Source organism: Lewinella cohaerens DSM 23179 (genome assembly GCF_000379805.1).
Taxonomy (GTDB): domain Bacteria; phylum Bacteroidota; class Bacteroidia; order Chitinophagales; family Saprospiraceae; genus Lewinella; species Lewinella cohaerens.
Genome location: NZ_KB903587.1, coordinates 230021 through 250169, shown reverse-complemented (window position 1 = coordinate 250169; position 20149 = coordinate 230021). Strand labels below are relative to the sequence as shown.

The window sequence follows — 20149 nt, the reverse complement described above, 5'->3', positions numbered from 1 at the left end:
TGAACACCAAGAGGCAGCAACCCGCAATTTTTACCAATTCTATCGCTGTTTTTCACAAAAATTGGAGTAAGGGACTCATTGTTTTTTGAAAAACCTTTGCTTACCCGTTGAAATATTTAGTTTTGGGGATTGATGATCAATTTACGCGTTGGGCGAAATAATAGACTTGTTCTGCTGGGGCAGAGTGGTGGAAACTCTGAGCCAAAGGCGATCAGCGCAGCTAAAATTGATGCATTATCGACCGCGCGAAGTCTTTTTTGAGGAGCCTAGCCATAGCTAAGCGGCTCAAAAAAGACACAGTGTGGGAAGATAAGGCGCAATTTGGCCCCGATATGATCCCAGCAGAACAAGTCTAATATATAATACTTTAAAAATTCCTTCTAGAATCCATTATCTAGGCAAATCTTAATGAAAATCATCCATAATGCGTTACTCTGTACAGTTTTATATTCTAGCTATAATCATGATTGCTGTATTTTCGTCTACAGTAGTCGCACAGCCAGGGGAATATGATCGTGATATGTTTATTAAATTACAACAAGCAGGTAGTTTTCTGAGAAGTGGAAATCACGAAGATGCATATCTTTTGTTTGAAGACGCACTGTCCACCAGACCTGAAATCGAATGGACTTTTTATATGGGGGCTGCAGCAGCAGCTTGTGGATCAAGTCGTATCAGTAAATGTTCAGAATATCTACACTCTACTATTGATCGAGGATTGCTTGACCCGTCCCTACTAGATATTACATTTCTAGATGAAATCAAGAAAACAGACTATTGGAGTGACATCGTAAATCACTTGGAACTTAAAAAAACTGAGTTTCTTAAGGACTTTCAGCAAATATCTCGATATCCTATTCACTCATTCATTCCTTTTGAGGAGGAGGGGAAATTTGGCTACATGCTTAAAGATTCAAATCTAGTCTTAGTTGATGCCAAATTCCTGAGTGCTAGTTTTCCTGGTAACGAAATACAAGTGGAAGTTTCACCTAACCAAAAGGTAATAATTGATCGTATTGGAAACATTGAGCACTATGTTAGAAGAAAAAAAAACTATGTTCCCCCCGCGCCACCTTCGGTTGATCGATCATTGTTCCAAAGTCGCCCATTTGTGAGCCAATCTCTGAATGTATATGGGTTCTCTGTAACTGTTGAAGGTAAAATCGATTCAGTTGGTTCTGGGTATATAAGAAGAGTAGCCTCAGGACAATCAAGGCTCACAATATATCAGGAAGATCATGGAATCCTTTATCGAAGTCCATTCAGATTGAACAACAAGTGGTATGTATGTGCGAAGTTAGGCAACGCCTGGGCTATAGTCGATGAGGCTGGCAATAAACATTATACGTTTCCTGACTCCTATAAGACAATGAGTGCTTCGCCTTATTTTAAAGTAGATGCTCCTTGGTTTATCTATACTTCCACAGATGGTGCTGGCTTTGTGAATGAAAATGGTGAAACAAAGTTTTTCTCAAGTCAGGGACATACTCATATGTTCAATATTGGGGCTAGTGAGGAATGGGATATTTACGTTATTCGAGAAGGAGACTTAGAAGGTGTTGTAGATTTGAGGTCTATGGAATGGCTTGTTAAACCGATTTCAGGAAAGATCAAGTCGATTAGATGTACATTCGTAGGAGATGTAAACAGTCCTCCAGACTCCCGGACAGATGATGTGATTGATCTATTTATAAAATACAGTGATGTTAGGGAGGAAACATCCTTTTACGTAGGGGCAGGGAATCAAATTTATCGGACTAGTAGAAAATAAATGTAAGTAAGCTCTGCCTATGGCAAAGTCTGAATTCGGGAGTACTTTGCTCAACCTCTCAGCCCAACCGTACCAGTGCGATTATACATTCAGGCCGCACCCCTGGAACCAACACGGGCCACCCCCGTAAACGAGAGCGGCCCGATCTTGAAGGGTTTCTCAGACCTTCGAGTTTGCGAAAATAATCAATAGTACTGACTATTTCGCCATTGCCTTGCGAATCATACCAATTACAGCCATCGCAATACCGCCACCGACGCCACCGCCAGCAACACTACTGAGGATACCAGCAAGGTCCATACTGCCGCTGCTAGCAGCTACGCCTAGCATACCTAATACTTGGCCACCTAAGCCACCGCCCAGGATACCGGCCAGGGAATTACCAAGGGTGCCCAAAGAACTTTCCTTCATAAGGGAACCGGCAACGTTGCCTCCTACTGCTCCACTGATAAGCTGGATGATTAATGGTAGAATACTCATTTTTGTTCGTTTTGTTTTGTGAAATAATACTAGCGTGAAATATAGTATCAATAATAGTGAATATTAACGAATAGTGTTCTATTGTATCAGGTTTAGTTTTTTGAGGTCTGGAACTTTATCTCTGATAGCTGACCTTGTTTTTGATAGGATTAAGCGGATTTGCGCTGCTTATTAGCCAGGCAAATCCGTATCTTTGCCCAACTTTTTCTTACAGCTTTGGATATCCCGCTGAAGGCGAGGGTTTCTATAAAAAATGATCATGAGTTTACCGAAGCATTATTCCCCACAGGCCGTCGAAAAAAAGTGGTACGACCACTGGATGGCGCAGAACTATTTCCACAGTGAACCTGATGAGCGCGAGCCTTTCAGCGTGGTAATTCCTCCGCCTAACGTCACTGGCGTGCTGCACATGGGACACATGCTGAACAATACGATCCAGGATATACTGGTTCGGAAAGCTCGTTTGGATGGGAAAAATGCCTGTTGGGTACCTGGTACCGATCACGCTTCTATCGCTACAGAAGCCAAAGTGGTAAGGCTGCTTCGTGAAAAGGGCATCAAGAAAAGCGATATTGGCCGTGAGGAATTCCTTAAGCACGCCTTTGCCTGGAAAGAAGAATACGGTGGCATCATTCTCGATCAGCTCAAGAAACTGGGCGCTAGTTGCGACTGGGAACGTACCCGCTTTACGCTGGAAGAATCCCTGAGTGAAGCCGTTGTAAAAGTTTTCGTTGACCTTCACAAAAAAGGACGGCTCTACCGTGGCCTTCGGATGACCAATTGGGACCCCGAAGCATTGACCGTATTGTCCAACGAAGAAGTTATCCACAGTGATGAGAACTCACGCCTTTACCACGTTCGTTACCAGGTAGAAGGAACCGACGAATACATCGTTATTGCTACTCAGCGCCCCGAGACCATCATGGCAGATACTGGCTTGGCCGTTCACCCTGATGATGAGCGCTACAAGCACTTGCACGGCAAGCGTGTAATCGTTCCATTGGTGAATCGCTCTATTCCGATCATCACCGACACTTACGTTGATCTGGAGTTTGGGACCGGTGCCTTGAAGGTGACGCCAGCGCACGATCCTAATGATTACGATTTGGGTGAAAAATACGGCCTCGAAGTGATTGATATCATCAACTTGGATGGTACACTCAACGAGTTGGCACAATTCTGTGTAGGTGAAGACCGCTTTACGGCCCGGAAGAATATTGGTAAAATACTGGAAGAAGCAGGCGCTTTGGTAGGAACCGAAGATTACCGCACGCGGGTAGGTCGCTCCGAGCGTACCAACGCAGTGGTAGAGCCCAAGCTGACCTTGCAGTGGTTCCTGAAGATGGATGAGTTTGCATCTACTGCCCTGGAGGCGGTGCGTTCGGAAGAAGTGAAATTCTACCCCGAGAGCATGTTTAACATGTACAACAGCTGGCTCAAAGAAGAAAACGTACGCGACTGGTGTATCAGTCGCCAGCTTTGGTGGGGGCAGCGGATACCAGCATGGTACTACGAAGAACATGTACTGGTTGCGCATTCCGCAGAGGAAGCACTGGAGCAAGCCAAAGCCGCTACCGGCAATGATGCACTGACCATCGATGACCTGAAGCAGGATGAAGATGTTGTCGACACCTGGTTCTCTTCATGGCTATGGCCAATTTCTGTTTTTGATGGTTTTCAAAATCAGGAAGAACTCAAATACTATTACCCAACCAATACCTTGGTAACAGGCTGGGACATTATGTTCTTCTGGGTGGCGCGAATGATCATGGCCGGTTATGAATTTGCACCAGACTTGTTGGGGCCTGACCATCCGGTGATGCCCTTCAAAGATGTTTACTTTACCGGAATGGTAAGAGACAGTAAGCGCCGGAAAATGTCGAAATCCCTCGGTAACTCACCTGATGCGCTGAGCTTGATCGACACTTATGGTGCGGATGGCGTTCGTTTCGGGATGCTTTCCTGTTCTTCTGCGGGTAACGATATCATCTTCGATGCGCCGATTGACGCTAAAACGGGTGAGGCCCTCAACGAGAGTAAACTCTGTGAGCAAGGTCGCAATTTCTGTAACAAGATGTGGAATGCCATGTCGTTGATTACCCGCTGGGAAGTAGACACTGCAGGCGAGGAAGACCCGATCAGCGCGATGGCCAGCACGTGGTTGGAAAGCCGTTTGGCGCAAGTAAATAAAGAAGTGACACGCTTCATCAGTGAATACCGCCTGGATGACGCGATCATGGAGTTGTACAAGTTTATCTGGGGTGATTTCTGCTCTTGGTACCTGGAGATGATCAAGCCTACTGATGGTAAAATCAATCCGCGGACCCTGGAGCGTACCGTTGCGGCCTACGAAGAGATGATGATTTTGCTACATCCTTTCATGCCATTCGTTACCGAAGAAATCTGGCACCAGCTCAGAGCACGCGAAACAGGAGATGATTGCTGTGTAAGCACCTGGCCTATCGCTGGTGACTTTGACAAGGACCTCATCGCTCGCGTAGAACTAGCCAAGCAAGCCGTAGTAAAAGTACGGGAGACTCGCTCTTCCAAAGGCATCAAAGGTCGTGATCCGCTAAAGATGCTAACCACCATTGGTAGTCCTGGCGAAGCATTAGTAAACGACGCAGGCTTGCGGGCAGCTATCGAAAAGATGGCTTACCTGGAATCACTGGAAGCCGTAGAAACGGAGCCAGAAAATGCCATTGGATTCCTCGTTGGTAACGATTCTTTCTACCTGGAATTGAACCAGGAGATTGATACGGCTGCCGAATTGGAGGAAAAAGAGAAGGAACTGGCCTACCAGATAGGCTTCGTGGCCTCGGTAGAAAAGAAGCTAAGTAATGAACGCTTCGTAAACGGCGCCCCTGCGGCTGTCGTAGATCGCGAACGCAAGAAATTGGCGGATGGCCAAGCACGAATCGCCAGCTTGACAGATGAGATTAAGCGCTTGAAAGGGTAGACTTCAGCCCGCCCGCTGCTTCGTGGAATCAGGTGTAAAACCCTAGGGCAAATTCATGAATTTGCCCTAGGGTCACCCCACAGAAGCAATTTCCACATAAAAAACAAGATTACTGTGTGGCGGAACTCCCTGCCCACGACCGTCGGCACCATACCCTAGTTCGGAAGGAATAAATAGGGTCGCTTCATCACCCCAGCGTAGTAGGGCAATGGCTTCGTCCCAGCCTTGAATGACTTCACCAGCGCCCAGAATGAAACGAGCACCTCGGATATTGCCAAAGGATTCGTCAAATACAGATGCCTTCTTTTCTAGCAAACCTACATAGTGAACCTCTACTTTCTGGCCCACCTTTGGAGCAATGCCTTCGCCTTGTTCATGTAAAATGTAACCTAAGCCCGAAGGGGTACGGGTGATGTCGAGTTCTCCATTTAGATATTCCTGACGAACTTGTTTTGCAAAAGCGACCCGGTCGGCTGATCGTGCGCGTAGTTTAGCTTTGGTTGGTCTTTTCATAGGCCGATTGTTCTTTTAAGTAGCGGAAGCACGCTGTTTTACATAAGTGCTAAAGGTAATATCAATGCTCAATATCTAGCCGCTGGAAGTATCCTTTTTTGATAAGTCAAGCTCAGTATCTAGCAAAAGAACTTCAAATCTATTGATAGGTTGGAGTCTTTTGGCCGATTCGGTGAGCTATCGCCAAAAGTTTCTAATATTATATTTTGTTACGAATATTGTATTATTGGTGCAATATCCGTAACATTGTATTGTATTTAGTAACAATCATGGACGAGTATGCCAGCAACTAAGAAAACAAGTAAGGGAGTTCAAGCGATCACAGAAAGCGCCAAAGCACTTTTCTGGAAGCATGGCATTCGCAGGGTTACCGTTGAAGAAATTTGTAAAGAGGCGGGTGTTAGTAAAATGACCTTTTACAGAAATTTTAGTAATAAGAATGAGATTGCCCAGCATGTATTAACGAAGGTAGTGGAGCATAGCACAAGTCGGTATGAAAAGATAATGAATCAGGATATCGCTTTTCCAGCCAAAATAGTAGAGCTGGTGATTTTAGAGCGAGAAGAATCGAAGGGCATAAGTCAAGAGTTCTTAAAAGACATCTACCAAAATGAGGACAGTAGCTTACAAAGTTTAATAGAGCAATACCAAGAGGAAGGCCGTGAAAGGATCATGCGAGACATGAAAAAGGCACAAGAGAAAGGCTGGATTCGGAAGGACCTGAAATTGTCTTTCTTGCTGTACACTTTGAACGATTTAGACAAAAAAGCCAGGGATGAAGAGTTGTTGGCCATGTACGAAAAACCGGAAGACCTGATCATGGAATTAACCAATTTTTTCTTTTATGGAATCTTGCCTTAAGCCATCTGAGAATGAGAATTAGCAGACATATAATCATTTTACTTTTTGCAGTGCCCATCGGTTTGTTTGGGCAAAACAAAGTAGTGTATGATGGTCAGCTCTCGCTACTCGGGAGCTACAGTCCTGATAATGAGTTGGATGTTTTTTTAGGCGGGCGGTATATTCCGGAATTCAGCTATGGGTTTTCTCTTGATTCTACCAAAACCTTAGATTTTGAAGCCTCCGCAAATATTTCGGGATCTGTTTTATTTCATCCATTCAATGCTTCACATGAAGATGGAAACATTGATCCCTATCGTATCTGGGTGAGGTATTCTTCCAATCAATTTGAACTAAGAGCAGGCCTGCAAAAGATTGATTTTGGTTCTGCTTCTATTCTCCGGCCTATTCAATGGTTTAATCAAGTAGATCCTCGTGATCCATTGCAATTGACCAACGGTGTTTATGGATTATTGGGCCGGTACTACTTTTTAAACAACACCAATATTTGGGTTTGGGCATTGTATGGCAATGAAAAAACAAGGGGATTCGATGCTGTAAATACTTACAAAAACCATCCTGAGCTGGGTGGTCGAATACAGCATCCTGTACCTAGAGGAGAAATTGCGCTGTCTTATCATCACCGGACGGCCAACTCTGAAAACCTGCCCTTTGTCCCACAATTTGAAAAGATACCCGAAGACCGGATAGCTATTGACGGAAAATGGGATGTAGAAGTAGGACTATGGTTTGAAGCAGCACATATACACAAATCCAAAGATGTTGGATTTTTGACCAATCAAACACTATTAAATGTGGGTGTCGACTATACTATTGGCTTGGGCAATGGCTTGAATGTCATTGCAGAACACCTACTTATATCAAGCGGCCAGGAAGCGTTTCAATTTGAAAACACAGGGAATATTACAGCAGCAACACTGGCTTATCCGCTAGGTTTTTTCGACAATCTTAGCTCCGTTGTTTATTGCAATTGGGCGTCAAAGGATTTATCTTTTTTCCTCAACTATCAGCATGAATTCCAAAAAATAACGGGTTATGTCATGGCTTACTATAATCCGACAACACAGCCAGGTATTCAACAAAACGAATTGTTTAACCAATTCTCAGGGCCCGGTATCCGATTAATGGCGGTCTATAATCATTAAAAAATAGCACGTAAATACTAAGGAATATGAATAAAGAAAGCGTCATAATAATTGAAAACGTAACCAAACGTTTCCCTGTTGGGGAAGGTGAGTTTACAGCATTGAAGAATATCAATCTTCAATTTAAGCGAGGAGAGTTTACTGGTTTGGTTGGGCCAAGTGGTTCTGGTAAAACAACTTTACTTAATATCATTGGTTCCCTTGATTCTCCGACAGAAGGGAAAGCCATTGTTTTAGGTAAAAACATTTCTGATCTATCACATCAGGAGTCGGCTTTGTTGAGGAACAAACACATAGGTTTCATCTTTCAGGTTTATAATCTGCTGCCTGTCTATACGGTTTTTGAGAACGTAGAATTTGCATTGCTCCTCCAGGATTATAGTAAAGAAGAAAGAAAAAAAATGGTCATGGAGGCGCTGGAATGGGTAGGCTTGGCTGGAATGGCCGATAAAAAACCGGACAAACTTTCAGGAGGAGAAGGGCAGCGCGTAGCCATTGCCAGAGCGATGGTGAAAAGACCTGAGATCGTCATTGCCGATGAGCCTTCTGCCAACTTGGATGCGGCCAACACCCACGCTATACTGAAGACCATGAAGCAACTCAATGAAGAGTTGGGCACGACCTTCCTGTTTTCAACACACGATGAAAAGGTGATGGGGTACTTGGAACGTATCATTCATTTACGCGATGGCGCTGTAGAGGAAGATGAGATTATCGAAGCTAATATTATAAACAGATGAACCTAGCATTTCAATTGGCCTATAAAAACCTAATGGGCGCTGGTCTTCGGACCTGGCTCAATGTAGGCGTATTATCCTTTTCCTTCATTATCATCATTTTCTATAATGGACTGATCGATGGCTGGAATGAACAAGCTAAGCGGGATAGTATTGCTTGGGAATATGGGTATGGACAGTTGTTGAATAGCGAATACGACCCGTTTGACCCATTTACTATCCTGGATGGACATGGTACCTTGAAGGAGGAACAACGCAAGAATCTGACTCCCATTTTGATTCGTCAAGCCTCGGTTTACCCTGATGGAAGGATGTTATCCGTGGCGCTCAAAGGCGTTGATGTCAATCAATCTACACTTGAACTTCCTATTCAGGCGCTTAAAGAAAGCACCACCGCTATACCTGCTATGATAGGAGAAAACATGGCGAATGCTGCCAAACTTAAAGAAGGAGATGAAGTGTTGCTTCGATGGAGAGACAAAGGCGGGACATTCGATGCAGCTAACATCACCATCGTTAAAGTATTCGATACCGATGTGCCTACTGTTGACAATGGGCAAATTTGGATTCCTATCCAAAAATTGTGGGACATGACTGGGCTTCAAAATCATGCCACACTCTTTGTTGCCAATGAGCAGTTCCAGGCTACCAATATTCCAGGATGGAAATTTCAGAGCCAGGAGGAGTTGCTCAGTGATCTGACGGATATTATTGCGATGAAAAAAGTTAGCGGGTCTATCATGTATTTGTTACTGTTGGCCATCGCATTGTTAGCCATCTTTGACACACAAGTACTTTCTGTGTTTAGACGGCAAAAAGAAATTGGCACCTACATCGCATTAGGAATGACCCGAAGCCAGGTCGTTGGCCTATTCACCGTAGAGGGAAGTATGTATAGTCTTCTGGCTATGGTGGTGGGGAGTATTGTGGGAATCCCTCTTTTCACTTATTTAGCTAAAACGGGAATAGCTTTTCCTGCTGCATCACAAGATATTGGCATCGCTCTGGCAGACCGGATATACCCTGTCTTTGGCATTCAACTGGTGTTGACAACTATTCTTTTAGTAGTTGTTGCCGCTACGATAGTGAGCTTTTTACCCGCTAAGAAGATTTCGAAAATGAACCCTGTTTTAGCACTAAAAGGAAAACTGCAATGATACAATTTCTATTAAAAGGAATATTGCGAGACAAAAGCCGTAGCCTACTTCCCATCACTGTGGTCAGTATCGGGGTGGCATTAACGGTTATGCTGAGTGCTTATATGGAGGGCGCTTTTGGCGACATGATCGACCAGAATGCTCGCTTTGAGACGGGGCATGTGAAAGTAATGACCCAAGCTTACGCTGAAAATAAGGAACAGTTGCCCAATGACCTTGCCATCTTGGGGGTAGATGAATTGACGGAATCACTCCGGAGTGATTTTCCGCAAATGGAGTGGGTGAACCGTATCAAATTCGGTGGCTTGATTGATGTCCCTGATGAAAATGGAGAAACCAAAGGCCAGGGGCCAGCAGCGGGCATAGCCTTGGATTTGTTTGGTGCCAATAGCCGTGAAGCTCAACGGTTGAATATTGAAAGTTCACTGGTGACCGGAACGATGCCTACAAAGAAGGGGGAAGCACTTATCGGGCATGACTTTTCAGAAAAGCTGAACGTCAAAATAGGTGATGAGGTTACCTTTTTTGGAACGACGATGAACAGTAGTATGACTTTTCAGAACTTCATTGTCAGCGGCACTATTCGATTTGGAGCAGCGTCGATGGACAGAGGGGCATTAATTGTAGACATCTCTGATGCCCAGCACATGTTGGACATGGAAGACGCAAGTGGTGAACTGCTTGGCTTTTCCAAGCTAAACGTATACGACGACGATCAGACGCAGGAAATGGCAGCGCAGTTCAATGCAAAACACACCAAGGATGACGATGAATTTTCACCGATCATGTTGCCGCTGAGAGAGCAGAATAACTTAGGGCCAATGCTGGATTATTCCAACATGATGTCGGGCATTTTTATATTCATTTTTGTTTTTGCGATGTCCATTGTTCTATGGAATACGGGCTTGTTGGGAGGACTCAGGAGGTATCAGGAATTTGGCATTCGGCTAGCACTAGGCGAAGCAAAGGGACAGATTTATCGCTCACTCCTTATGGAGGCCGTGCTGATCGGAATCATTGGTTCAATCGTTGGTACGGCTATTGGTTTGGCTGTAGCCTACTATTTGCAGGTTGTCGGTATTGACATAAGCGGATACATGGATAATTCTACCATGCTGATGCCATCTGTATTGCGTGCAAAAGTTACACCTGGTTTGTTTTTTATTGGATTTATTCCTGGCTTGCTGGCGATGGTCTTTGGAAATATGCTGTCAGGAATTGGCATCTACAAGAGAGAAACCGCCAGGCTATTTAAAGAATTAGAAGTGTAGGAGCCTCCAGCCTGAGGCTGGCGTTACGTTACGTAGCTTGCTATTCGCTCGGCCCAAGGTCCTGCNGCTATCGCGTCAGCTACTGCACATCACTAGGCCGGCAGGAAATTCGCATTCTTGTCAGCAAACCAAAATAATCAATATGAAATATCTAATGTCATTCCTTTTATTAGCAAGTTTTGGGCTACTACCAGCCCAAAATACGGACACCTACCCCGATGCCTTAACCATCATTGAAAAGGTGGATGCTAACTTAGTTTCCGATTCACAAATCACCGAATCTGAAATGGTGATTCACGGGCGAAGAAACAGCAGAACGGTCCGTTCGATAGGATACACGATGGGAAATGAAAAGTCTTTTTCCGAATATTTGGCACCAGCCAAAGAGAAAGGTACGAAGATGCTGAAATTAGAAGACAGGCTTTGGATTTATTCGCCAGATACAGACCGTAGTATCCAGCTTTCCGGACACATGTTGAAGCAATCGGTGATGGGGTCCGACCTCAGTTATGAAGACATGATGGAAGACCGGAAACTTACAGAAATGTATGACGCAGAGGTTACGGGTTCGGAAACCATCGACGGAAGGGCTACCTGGATATTAGAACTGAATGCGAAAGTGGAGGACGTTGCGTATGACAGCCGCAAAATGTGGGTAGACCAGGAGCGTTTTGTGCCCCTTAAAGAAGAACTCTACGCCAAGAGCGGACAGCTCCTTAAAAGAGTTACCATGACTGATGTTGCTAAAATTGACGGAAGATGGTTTCCCAAGAAAATGAACTATAAGGATATGCTAAAATCAGGCGAGGGAACGGATTTCATTGTACTAAGCATTCAGTTTAACCCTGATATCCCTGAGCATATCTTTAGTAAGGCGTCATTGCGGATGTAAAGGGAGCTAGATGCTCATCCTTGGGCACTCTAATCGATGGCACTCCAATAGTAAACGGCTTGCTTCGCGCGCCTATGGTACAGGGATCAGAAAACGCAGAAGGATCAATTCCCAACAAGAGCGTAAAAAAGTGGAAGTTGGAAATTAAACGGTAGCTATCCTCCTTCCATTTCAAATCCCTATACCTTCTACCTTTGATCCTTCTACTACTTTCGGCGAATGCCGAAAGTCAAACTTAGCTTTCTGTTTTATCAATCGGGCAAGTGCTGAGACCACAAAGTGTATACAGGGGGCAAAAGCTTACAAGGCTGGTAAGTAGAAAAATGCCTGCTACCACCAAGAGTATAATGCCTAATGTTCCCGTTAGCGTTCCTGAAAAGTAGAGCGCAGCAATGATAATGGCGACAATCACTCGGATCATGCGATCCATGTTACTCATATTCTTTTTCATTTTGTCAAGTTTTAGCGTTTTGTAAAATGTAATTAAAGATAGGCGGTAAAGCGCCAATGAGTCAGTGACGTTCATCACTGAATTTGCTGGAAAAAATCGTTCTTCGTCTTTTCCATGGAATCGTTTGCCGTAAAAAGCCGTAACTCGGTGATAGTAGTGGTAACTTGATGGCCTTCTCTGATTTTAAATAGGCCTATCGAATGACGAATAATCAGTATAAATGCCAGGTATGTGGTGAGATGCATCAATTGCAAAGCCTGATTCAATTTCCGCAACCTGATTTGGTGAACGATATCTTGGCAGGACGAGAAAAGGCACAACTAGATATCCTTAGCAAAGGGATTGTAATGATTAATCGAACCTTCGCAGTTGTAGAATCGCTACTTTCTGTGAAAATAGTTGATGATCCTGATGATGATCAACTGGATATGTACGTGTGGGTAAAGGTGGAAAGTAAAGAGTTGTTAAGAGCAAAGCAGCTATTTGGAAGAGAGGAGGCCATAGTTGTTTTTGGAACTATTATGCATCCCATTCCTTTTTATGATCATAAAGACGACTTTGAAGTGTCCTTTTTTATAGGCCAAGATGACAATACGAAAGATGAGTTACAGATTCATTCTTTGATTGGCGAAAGCCAGTTAGCTATAGACTTTAAGGAGGGAATAACATTGGATAAACTTGGCCTTATCAATAGCGCCTTGTTACATTTGCTTCCCGTTTAGGAATTTCTAAAAACAGACTATAGATGAGTAAGTTAAAAATCATTTTGTTATTGCTGTTGCCAATTGGTTTTGGTAGTTGCGGTTCTGAAAATGCAGAAGCAAATTCCGAAATCAGTAGTGTTGCTCCATCCGAACCCCAAACGGATACTTCATCAAAGTACTTTAGACCAATAAAGGAAGATTTACCAACCATTGGTTTGTTGATGTACGATGGTGTTCTTCAGAGTGAAGTCATTGCAACTTCTGATGTGTTCTCAAAGTTGGCTGAAGATGGGACACGTCTTTTTAATGTGGTTACAATAGCGGAGTCCGAAAAGCCAATAACAACGGAAGAGGGGATACGAATCTTACCGGATTATACCTTTGAGAATAGCCCTAAACTGGAAGCACTTTTCATTCCGAGTGCCTACGATATGTATGAACAAGTGCATAATGAAGCAATCGTAGCATTCATCATTGAGAAAAATGAGGAAGTCAAATACGTGGTGAGTAATTGCGCCGGAGCGCAGTTGATTGGTGCTTCAGGCATAGCAGATGGAAAACGAATAGTTACCTGGATTGGCGGCGGCGAACAGCTGCAAAAGGATTACCCCAATTTGAAAGTTGAGAATGATAGCTTGGTCACTTTCGTAGAAGACGGAAGGTTCAGCTCTTCAAATGGAAATTTAGCGAGTTACATTACTGCGTTGAACTTACTTGAAAAGATGACCAGCGCTGAGCATAGAGCGTTTGTAGCATCCTATTTGTATCTGGATAGGCTGCAGAATTGGGACAAGTAGTATTTACTCTGTCTTCACTCCCAATTCTTCGAGCTTCCGTTTGCCATTTTCATTACCTGGGTTTAATTCAATAGATTTCTGGTAGTTTTCGATGGCTTTGGCATTTTCTCCTAATGCCATGAGTGCTTCTCCGTAGCTATCGTAAACGTTGAAGGCATTGGGGAATGCCTGGATAGCAAGCTCAAAAACAACTGCAGCTTCTTTCGCCTGGTCTTTTTGTAATAACTGGTATCCGGCGATGACCATTTCTTGCTCCTCGATGTAGTACCCGTCGTCGTTTTTCTTTGCTTCGAAGAAAGCAACTCCCTTAGCTGTCCCATCTTTTTCTATAACCTCCAAGAGTGAAGTCGCAATAGATTTTTTAGGTAAATCATAAGGCTGATCATAAAGAATTCCATTGATGGCGATGGTCATTTCTCTCAACTCATTGTTCTCCGTGTTACTCAGCAAGATGATCGCGGATTTGTTGGAGGGCACACGGGTAATCAGTGTTCTAATACCATCCATACCTCCACCGTGACTCACGGAGGCTACTTTTTCGTCAGTACTGCCTTTAGGTAAGTCACCTAGAAACCAGCCGTATCCGTAATGGCGGCCACGTGTAGCAGCGTGTTTTTGAAACATCATATCAAGATAGGCTTGTGGCAATAACTGCTCTGTATATAAAGCTTGATCCCAGAGGTATAGGTCTTCTACCGTTGAATACAAAGCCCCTGCAGCGTAAGGCAATGACATGTCCAGGTAATTGGTATTTCTATATTGCCCCCATGTATAGTAGTAGCTAGAGGCCCTGTTTTTTAGTAGGGGCCATTGATAATCATAGCCCGTGTTAACCATGCCAAGTGGCGTGAGGATCTTTTCTTGTAATACGTCTGCGTAGGATTTTTGGGTGATGTTCTCTATAACCACCCCCAGTAAGACATAGCCCGAGTTACAGTAGCTGTATTCCTCACCAGGGGTCGACTCAAGGGGGAGGTCTGCAAACAGGTCTATAATTTCCTGTGGGCGGTGGCGGTCACGTTCAAAGCTCCGGTAATTAGAAAAGCGGCCATAATCAGGAATACCAGAGGTATGAGTGAGTAAGTGGTGGATGGTTACGCGTTCGGCTGTTTCCTTGGGATAGTTGGGGAGGTAAGTAGAAATAGGAGCTTGAAGGTCTAGTTTGTTATCAGCAGCTAGCTGCAAAATTAGCATTGCAGTAAACTGTTTGGTAATAGACGCTATACGGTGCTTCGTATCTGTAGCATTGGGGATGTCCCATTCCATGTTCGCCAAACCAAAACCTTTTTTGTAAATGACTTTGCCTTCATTGGAGATAAGAACAGCGCCGTTGAACTGATCATAGTTCGTATACGTACTAATGAGTTTGTCAAGCTGTTCAGCCTTCTGTGAACTAGTGTCGGTTGATGGCCTGTTTGAACTAGATTGGCCTGTGCAGGAGAGTATGAAAATCGATAGAAGGATAGGAAAGGTAACGAGGCTTTTGATTTTCATCGTGATGTTTTTGGTTTTGATTAGGTCCAAAGTAGATGAATAAATAGCCAGTAGTGTCATTTTAAAAACCGTTTAACAGCCGGATAACATGTTGTTTTATTGATTATCACCTATTTTCGGCTTTTATCTACCTGGTTATAATCACTTATGAAGTATTTAGAAATTATCGTTAAGCTGCGTAAAATAATTCGTTCTATCAACCTGGAGAGTAAGCGGATAGAGAAGCAGTTTGGCGTGAGTATCCCGCAGTTGATGAGTTTGCAGTACCTGTCAGAGCAAGAGGACTACAAGGCTACGGCCTCCCAATTGAAGGCTTATCTGAAGTTAAATGCGAGTACGATGAGTGGTATTATTAGTAGGCTAGAGCAAAAAAGCTTGGTAGCGCGTTTGCGGAATCCTCGCGATCGTCGGGCTACTTTTATCACCCTCACAGCTAAAGGGGCAGAGCTACTTAAAGATCCTCCGACAACCTTACAAGAAAAATTAACAGCCCGCTTGAATAAGTTATCCCCGGAGCGTATTGAAAGCCTGAATATGCACATTGATCTGCTTGTGCAAATTATGGATGCGGATGATTTAGATGCTTCTCCTATCATTACAACCAAAGAAATAGGTAAGAAATAACTTATTTAGTTTCTATAGGAACTATTTTTTGTTACCTTTGTTGTAGTTAGAGATTTTATCAAAAAAATATTTGCATGTCAGATCAGCAGAAGATTGCTACCGCCAAGAAGAAAGAAACATTACGCGTTGCTCACAGAGAATGGAAAGTTGTAAGGAAAGAAAGACAGTGTAAGGATTATTCCTATATGTTTTATTGGGAACAGGTTACCTGCTGTGCGGCTTTATAGCTCATTCCAAGCTTGGCTTTAGTCAAGCAGTGATAAAGCAATAAAAAAAGCTTCCGTGAAAACGGAAGCTTTTTTTATTGCGAGAATTATATGAAAATTAGCGGCTTACATGGCGGGCTGTAAGTCTCTGGCACGAATACGGAGCTTGCGTATCACCTTGTTTTTGATCTGGCGTACCCGCTCACGAGAGATGCCAAACTGTTCACCGATATCATCCATAGACATAGGGTGCGTTTTATCAATACCGTAGTACATAGCGATAATTCTCGCTTCCTGTGGACTCAGTTTTGACAAGAGTAATTTTACCTGCTTTTGTTGAGACTCTAAAACAGCCAAGTCGTGGTCAGGGCTAGGGGTATTGTGGTCTTGTAATAAGGTTACAAGGGTAGTGTCCTCACCTTCTTTAACGGCAGAATCAATAGAACGGCATTTCTGCGAAAACTCCAGGCTTTTACGGACTTTGTCTTCTGAGAATCCGGTATGTTGAGCAAGCTCGTGTACACTTGGTTCTCGCTCGTTTTGTTGTAGGAGTCTTGAATGTTCCTTCTTTATTTTAGTAGATAACGCGTGGTGGTTAAGCGGAATTCTTATTTTCCGTCCTTTCTCATTGATCGCTTGAATGATCGACTGACGAATCCACCATACAGCGTAAGAGATAAATTTGAAACCTCTGGTGATGTCGAACCGCCGAGCTGCTTTGATAAGACCAATGTTTCCTTCATTGATAAGGTCACCTAGATACAATCCGGTATTTTGGTATTGTTTTGCTACAGATACAACGAAGCGAAGGTTGTGTTGTACAATCTTGGAGAGTGCAGTGCTATCGCCAGCCTGGAAATTTTTGAAAAGGTTTACTTCTTGTTCCGGGGATAATACTTCGTGCCGGGCGATTTCAGTGAGATATTTTTCTAGTGATTTTTCATCACGTCTGGTAATCGAACGTTCAATAGTTAATGCTCGCATTTAATTGTTTTATGTTAAAGTATAAGATGGGAGTGCCGAACTCTTTATTATACGGAAAAAAACTTGTAAAAACTAATTTTCAGGACACTTTCTTTGAGGTTTTGATAGCTTCTTTATAAAAAAAACTGGTCATTCATGATTTTTACGAACTCTTTCTAGTTTCTTTTTTTATACCTATCGGAAATATTATCTTGGTGTGCTTAAGTATTGCGCAGAAAATAAAATGCAATTAGCTTCGCTGCTTCTTCGAGGTCTCTTTAGGTTTTTCAAATAGTTAAAACTCTTGAAATGAATCGTTTATTCAACTATTATGAAAAACAGAATCGCATTTTACTTTCGTGCTGTTCCTAACCAAAACCAACCACCATGACTGATCTGGACATTGCCCGCCAGGTGACACTCAAACCCATTACAGCAATTGCCGAAAAACTTGGCATCGCTGTAGATGATATTGAGCAATACGGGAAACACAAAGCCAAGCTCCCTCTCGATAAAATTGATAAAGAACGTGGCAAAGCAAGCAAGCTAATTCTGGTCTCCGCTATTTCACCAACCCCCGCAGGAGAAGGGAAAACGACCATGTCTATCGGCCTTTCTGAAGGCTTGAACCGTTTGGGGAAAAAGACGACAGTTGTCTTACGAGAACCTTCTCTTGGCCCGGTCTTCGGGATCAAAGGTGGCGCAACCGGTGGCGGCTATTCGCAGGTGCTCCCCATGGAAGACATTAACCTGCATTTTACAGGAGATTTTTCCGCCATCGAAAAGGCGCACAACTTGCTTTCCGCCATTATTGACAATAACATTCAGAGTAAAACCAATACTTTGGGGCTCGATGCCCGTACGATTTCCTGGAAACGGGTGATTGATATGAATGATCGGGCACTACGACGTATCATTGTAGGCTTGGGAGGTACAGGCTCTGGCGTGCCTCGTGAAACAGGCTTTGATATCACAGCGGCCTCCGAAATCATGGCCATTTTATGTCTTTCCGAGGATTTGATGGATTTGAAAAAACGCTTGGGGAATATCTTCGTAGGCTATACCCTCGATAAAAAGCCAATTTTTGCTCGCGACCTTAAAGTGGAAGGAGCAATGACGGCCTTGCTCAAAGACGCCATCAAGCCGAACCTGGTACAAACCATAGAGGGGAACCCTGCCATCATTCACGGCGGGCCTTTCGCCAACATTGCCCAGGGAACCAATTCCGTCATTGCTACCCGCATGGGCATGACTTTCTCTGAGTACACCGTTACCGAAGCCGGTTTTGGACTTGACCTCGGGGCCGAAAAATTCCTGGATATCAAATGCCAGAGTGCTGGTCTTTCTCCACGGGCAATCGTTGTGACGACGACCATTAGGGCTCTCAAGTACCACGGTGGTGCCAAATTAGATGCGCTAACAGTTCCTGATTTGGAAGCCCTAGCAAATGGTATGCCTAACTTAGAGAAGCACCTCGAAAATGTTAAGCAATTCAATCTCACACCCGTCGTAGCGATCAATCGTTTCACTACGGATACCGATGAAGAGGTTGCCCTGGTAAAAAAAGCAGCGGAGGACCTAGGTGTCGCCGTTGCAATAGCCGAGGTTTGGGCCAAAGGCGGAGAAGGCGCACTGGATTTGGCCGCCAAGGTCATCGAAATTGCCGAAGCTGCTACCACTGATTTTACTCCCACGTACGCTTGGGAATCAGACGTAAAAACCAAAATCGAAGCCATTGCCACCAAAATTTACGGTGCCGCAAATGTCGATTATAGCGCACAAGCCAGACGCGATCTGCGTACCATCAGTAACCTGGGTTTAGATCACTTGGCGATCTGTATTGCCAAAACACAGAAATCCCTTTCGGATAATCCCAAATTATTGGGCCGCCCCAAGGATTTCACCATCACCGTTCGCCAAATTGAGATCGCTGCCGGCGCAGGCTTTCTGGTCCCCATCACAGGGAACATCATGCGCATGCCCGGCCTGCCCGCTCACCCCGCCTCCGAACGCATCGATATTGATGGGGAAGGGAATATTAGTGGTTTGTTTTAGCGTCTTTTTGCTGCGTAGCCGCATGGGGTTTCATTCCTGTGTGGCTGCGTAGTGAAAAGGAGTTTGGTTACTCTTGCCTTATATTAAAAATGTGTTCTTAGTGGCTGTTGAGGTATGTTGATAACGATGGAATAAGGGCAAACGACATCGTGGACCTGGAGAATATACAGTAGAATAAAGTAACAGACTTAAAATAGAAATGATTGATTAAATGAAAGATGAAAATATCCTAGATTCAGACATTTTTGATGTGAACCAATCTATAATGGAAAGCGTCGAATGGTGGGAAAGTAGAAGAAAATGGTACAACTTAATATTGTTTGTTTTTGGGTTGATTTTAGTATTAAGGGATTTGTATGCTATTCTGTTTTTGGGCCTGTCTTTGACAATTATTTTTATAATAATTTATGGTGTCTGCGCAAATCTTTTCTATTCACTAGGGTGGGGTGTTGAAATACTTTTAAAATATTATCTCAATTTTCCTATTGAGAAATATCCTAGGCAATTTCTTTATATCCTGGGCTTAATTTTCTCTCTAATTCTTACTTCAGTAATCTTTTTAAAAGTGATATATATTATAGGGCTTAATTTTTGATTAACTGACCTTTTGCTTGCGGAAGGCCAGCTATTAAATAAAATACCAAATGGAGGCAATGTATAGGCTTATTGTGTTATTTCTGGTTGTACTGCCAGCTCAACTTTCTGCACAATACGAGCACACAAACCAATTAGATCCAGACTTACTTTTAGCGCTTTTTAGCCATGAGGATGTTAGGAAGTTAATGCTAGATGATAATGTATTCGTATTATTAGAAGAGGGGCATTGTGAGGACGGAAGGTGTGACTTTATTCGAACCTTAGATTTGCCTTTTGACCTAAGAATTTATGATTTTATGGAAACATTTATGAGGAATATAAATACCTTTTTGAGAATAGATAAAATCGTGATTAATGATGTTTCTCAAGAAATATATTACACATATCAACTTCAGCATCAAGTTGGAAGTGGTGTAGTGAGCGTTTTCAAGAACTAAAAAAACACTTATATGTTCTTATAATCTCTCATACG

The 20149-nt window shown here is 43.4% G+C and carries 19 protein-coding genes; 14 read left to right on the top strand and 5 right to left on the bottom strand.

Going from position 1 to position 20149, the window contains the following annotated elements; translation table 11 throughout:
- The first annotated feature begins 424 nt into the window (after positions 1–424).
- Positions 425–1771, top strand: coding sequence for a hypothetical protein (locus A3EU_RS0125465; protein ID WP_020539023.1), 1347 nt, complete (start codon positions 425–427; stop codon positions 1769–1771).
- A gap of 198 nt (positions 1772–1969) precedes the next feature.
- Here A3EU_RS0125465 and A3EU_RS0125460 read toward each other — a convergent pair whose 3' ends face one another.
- Entirely contained in the window at positions 1970–2251 is a 282-nt protein-coding gene (locus A3EU_RS0125460; RefSeq protein ID WP_020539022.1) for a hypothetical protein, read from the bottom strand.
- Between the two features lie 259 nt (positions 2252–2510).
- Here A3EU_RS0125460 and A3EU_RS0125450 point away from each other — a divergent pair, with 259 nt between their 5' ends.
- Complete coding sequence (locus tag A3EU_RS0125450; RefSeq protein ID WP_020539020.1) at positions 2511–5210, top strand: valine--tRNA ligase; 2700 nt, start codon at positions 2511–2513, stop codon at positions 5208–5210.
- A gap of 72 nt (positions 5211–5282) precedes the next feature.
- Here A3EU_RS0125450 and A3EU_RS0125445 read toward each other — a convergent pair whose 3' ends face one another.
- Positions 5283–5723: an FKBP-type peptidyl-prolyl cis-trans isomerase gene (locus A3EU_RS0125445; protein ID WP_020539019.1), complete on the bottom strand. Its 441-nt coding sequence runs from the start codon at positions 5721–5723 to the stop codon at positions 5283–5285.
- Between the two features lie 279 nt (positions 5724–6002).
- On the opposite strand from A3EU_RS0125445, the gene A3EU_RS0125440 reads away from it, so the two are divergent.
- From A3EU_RS0125440 to A3EU_RS0125415, 6 genes are all read left to right on the top strand, one after another.
- Positions 6003–6584 (top strand): TetR/AcrR family transcriptional regulator, encoded by a 582-nt coding sequence (locus A3EU_RS0125440; protein WP_020539018.1) that lies wholly within the window; start codon positions 6003–6005, stop codon positions 6582–6584.
- An 11-nt stretch (positions 6585–6595) separates the two neighbouring features.
- Positions 6596–7729, top strand: a complete 1134-nt coding sequence (locus A3EU_RS0125435) for a hypothetical protein (protein ID WP_026211587.1) — start codon at positions 6596–6598, stop codon at positions 7727–7729.
- A 26-nt stretch (positions 7730–7755) separates the two neighbouring features.
- The gene (locus A3EU_RS0125430; RefSeq protein ID WP_020539016.1) at positions 7756–8469 is read left to right on the top strand and encodes an ABC transporter ATP-binding protein; all 714 of its coding nucleotides are present in this window, start codon (positions 7756–7758) and stop codon (positions 8467–8469) included.
- Complete coding sequence (locus tag A3EU_RS0125425) at positions 8466–9623, top strand: ABC transporter permease (RefSeq protein WP_020539015.1); 1158 nt, start codon at positions 8466–8468, stop codon at positions 9621–9623. The genes A3EU_RS0125430 and A3EU_RS0125425 overlap by 4 nt, the downstream gene beginning before the upstream one ends.
- A complete protein-coding gene (locus A3EU_RS0125420; protein ID WP_020539014.1) occupies positions 9620–10894 on the top strand; it encodes an ABC transporter permease in 1275 nt (424 codons plus the stop codon). The genes A3EU_RS0125425 and A3EU_RS0125420 overlap by 4 nt, the downstream gene beginning before the upstream one ends.
- A 142-nt stretch (positions 10895–11036) precedes the next feature.
- Complete coding sequence (locus A3EU_RS0125415; RefSeq protein WP_020539013.1) at positions 11037–11786, top strand: outer membrane lipoprotein-sorting protein; 750 nt, start codon at positions 11037–11039, stop codon at positions 11784–11786.
- A gap of 235 nt (positions 11787–12021) precedes the next feature.
- On the opposite strand, the gene A3EU_RS0125410 is transcribed toward A3EU_RS0125415, so the two are convergent.
- A complete protein-coding gene (locus A3EU_RS0125410) occupies positions 12022–12237 on the bottom strand; it encodes a YgaP family membrane protein (RefSeq protein WP_026211586.1) in 216 nt (71 codons plus the stop codon).
- A 200-nt stretch (positions 12238–12437) separates the two neighbouring features.
- Here A3EU_RS0125410 and A3EU_RS0125400 point away from each other — a divergent pair, with 200 nt between their 5' ends.
- A complete protein-coding gene (locus A3EU_RS0125400) occupies positions 12438–12959 on the top strand; it encodes a DUF2199 domain-containing protein (protein ID WP_083937575.1) in 522 nt (173 codons plus the stop codon).
- Between the two features lie 23 nt (positions 12960–12982).
- Entirely contained in the window at positions 12983–13738 is a 756-nt protein-coding gene (locus A3EU_RS0125395; RefSeq protein ID WP_020539009.1) for a DJ-1/PfpI family protein, read from the top strand.
- A gap of 3 nt (positions 13739–13741) precedes the next feature.
- On the opposite strand, the gene A3EU_RS0125390 is transcribed toward A3EU_RS0125395, so the two are convergent.
- Complete coding sequence (locus A3EU_RS0125390; protein ID WP_071596873.1) at positions 13742–15232, bottom strand: serine hydrolase; 1491 nt, start codon at positions 15230–15232, stop codon at positions 13742–13744.
- A 147-nt stretch (positions 15233–15379) separates the two neighbouring features.
- On the opposite strand from A3EU_RS0125390, the gene A3EU_RS0125385 reads away from it, so the two are divergent.
- Together A3EU_RS0125385 and A3EU_RS34415 are read left to right on the top strand one after the other, a co-directional pair.
- Positions 15380–15856 (top strand): MarR family winged helix-turn-helix transcriptional regulator, encoded by a 477-nt coding sequence (locus A3EU_RS0125385; RefSeq protein WP_020539007.1) that lies wholly within the window; start codon positions 15380–15382, stop codon positions 15854–15856.
- Between the two features lie 74 nt (positions 15857–15930).
- Complete coding sequence (locus A3EU_RS34415; protein WP_020539006.1) at positions 15931–16083, top strand: hypothetical protein; 153 nt, start codon at positions 15931–15933, stop codon at positions 16081–16083.
- Between the two features lie 105 nt (positions 16084–16188).
- Here A3EU_RS34415 and A3EU_RS0125375 read toward each other — a convergent pair whose 3' ends face one another.
- Positions 16189–17046 (bottom strand): sigma-70 family RNA polymerase sigma factor, encoded by an 858-nt coding sequence (locus A3EU_RS0125375; protein ID WP_020539005.1) that lies wholly within the window; start codon positions 17044–17046, stop codon positions 16189–16191.
- Between the two features lie 366 nt (positions 17047–17412).
- Between A3EU_RS0125375 and A3EU_RS0125370 the strand changes: the two genes are divergently transcribed.
- Positions 17413–19080, top strand: coding sequence for a formate--tetrahydrofolate ligase (locus A3EU_RS0125370; protein ID WP_020539004.1), 1668 nt, complete (start codon positions 17413–17415; stop codon positions 19078–19080).
- A 644-nt stretch (positions 19081–19724) separates the two neighbouring features.
- Positions 19725–20114 (top strand): hypothetical protein, encoded by a 390-nt coding sequence (locus A3EU_RS0125360; protein WP_020539002.1) that lies wholly within the window; start codon positions 19725–19727, stop codon positions 20112–20114.
- Positions 20115–20149 lie beyond the last annotated feature (35 nt).

Bases quoted from the DNA above. Each gene is read 5' to 3' on its own strand.
- A3EU_RS0125465 (WP_020539023.1), top strand. From the start codon at position 425: ATGCGTTACTCTGTACAGTTTTATATTCTAGCTATAATCATGATTGCT.
- A3EU_RS0125460 (WP_020539022.1), bottom strand. From the start codon at position 2,251: ATGAGTATTCTACCATTAATCATCCAGCTTATCAGTGGAGCAGTAGGA.
- A3EU_RS0125450 (WP_020539020.1), top strand. From the start codon at position 2,511: ATGAGTTTACCGAAGCATTATTCCCCACAGGCCGTCGAAAAAAAGTGG.
- A3EU_RS0125445 (WP_020539019.1), bottom strand. From the start codon at position 5,723: ATGAAAAGACCAACCAAAGCTAAACTACGCGCACGATCAGCCGACCGG.
- A3EU_RS0125440 (WP_020539018.1), top strand. From the start codon at position 6,003: ATGCCAGCAACTAAGAAAACAAGTAAGGGAGTTCAAGCGATCACAGAA.
- A3EU_RS0125435 (WP_026211587.1), top strand. From the start codon at position 6,596: ATGAGAATTAGCAGACATATAATCATTTTACTTTTTGCAGTGCCCATC.
- A3EU_RS0125430 (WP_020539016.1), top strand. From the start codon at position 7,756: ATGAATAAAGAAAGCGTCATAATAATTGAAAACGTAACCAAACGTTTC.
- A3EU_RS0125425 (WP_020539015.1), top strand. From the start codon at position 8,466: ATGAACCTAGCATTTCAATTGGCCTATAAAAACCTAATGGGCGCTGGT.
- A3EU_RS0125420 (WP_020539014.1), top strand. From the start codon at position 9,620: ATGATACAATTTCTATTAAAAGGAATATTGCGAGACAAAAGCCGTAGC.
- A3EU_RS0125415 (WP_020539013.1), top strand. From the start codon at position 11,037: ATGAAATATCTAATGTCATTCCTTTTATTAGCAAGTTTTGGGCTACTA.
- A3EU_RS0125410 (WP_026211586.1), bottom strand. From the start codon at position 12,237: ATGAAAAAGAATATGAGTAACATGGATCGCATGATCCGAGTGATTGTC.
- A3EU_RS0125400 (WP_083937575.1), top strand. From the start codon at position 12,438: ATGACGAATAATCAGTATAAATGCCAGGTATGTGGTGAGATGCATCAA.
- A3EU_RS0125395 (WP_020539009.1), top strand. From the start codon at position 12,983: ATGAGTAAGTTAAAAATCATTTTGTTATTGCTGTTGCCAATTGGTTTT.
- A3EU_RS0125390 (WP_071596873.1), bottom strand. From the start codon at position 15,232: ATGAAAATCAAAAGCCTCGTTACCTTTCCTATCCTTCTATCGATTTTC.
- A3EU_RS0125385 (WP_020539007.1), top strand. From the start codon at position 15,380: ATGAAGTATTTAGAAATTATCGTTAAGCTGCGTAAAATAATTCGTTCT.
- A3EU_RS34415 (WP_020539006.1), top strand. From the start codon at position 15,931: ATGTCAGATCAGCAGAAGATTGCTACCGCCAAGAAGAAAGAAACATTA.
- A3EU_RS0125375 (WP_020539005.1), bottom strand. From the start codon at position 17,046: ATGCGAGCATTAACTATTGAACGTTCGATTACCAGACGTGATGAAAAA.
- A3EU_RS0125370 (WP_020539004.1), top strand. From the start codon at position 17,413: ATGACTGATCTGGACATTGCCCGCCAGGTGACACTCAAACCCATTACA.
- A3EU_RS0125360 (WP_020539002.1), top strand. From the start codon at position 19,725: ATGGAGGCAATGTATAGGCTTATTGTGTTATTTCTGGTTGTACTGCCA.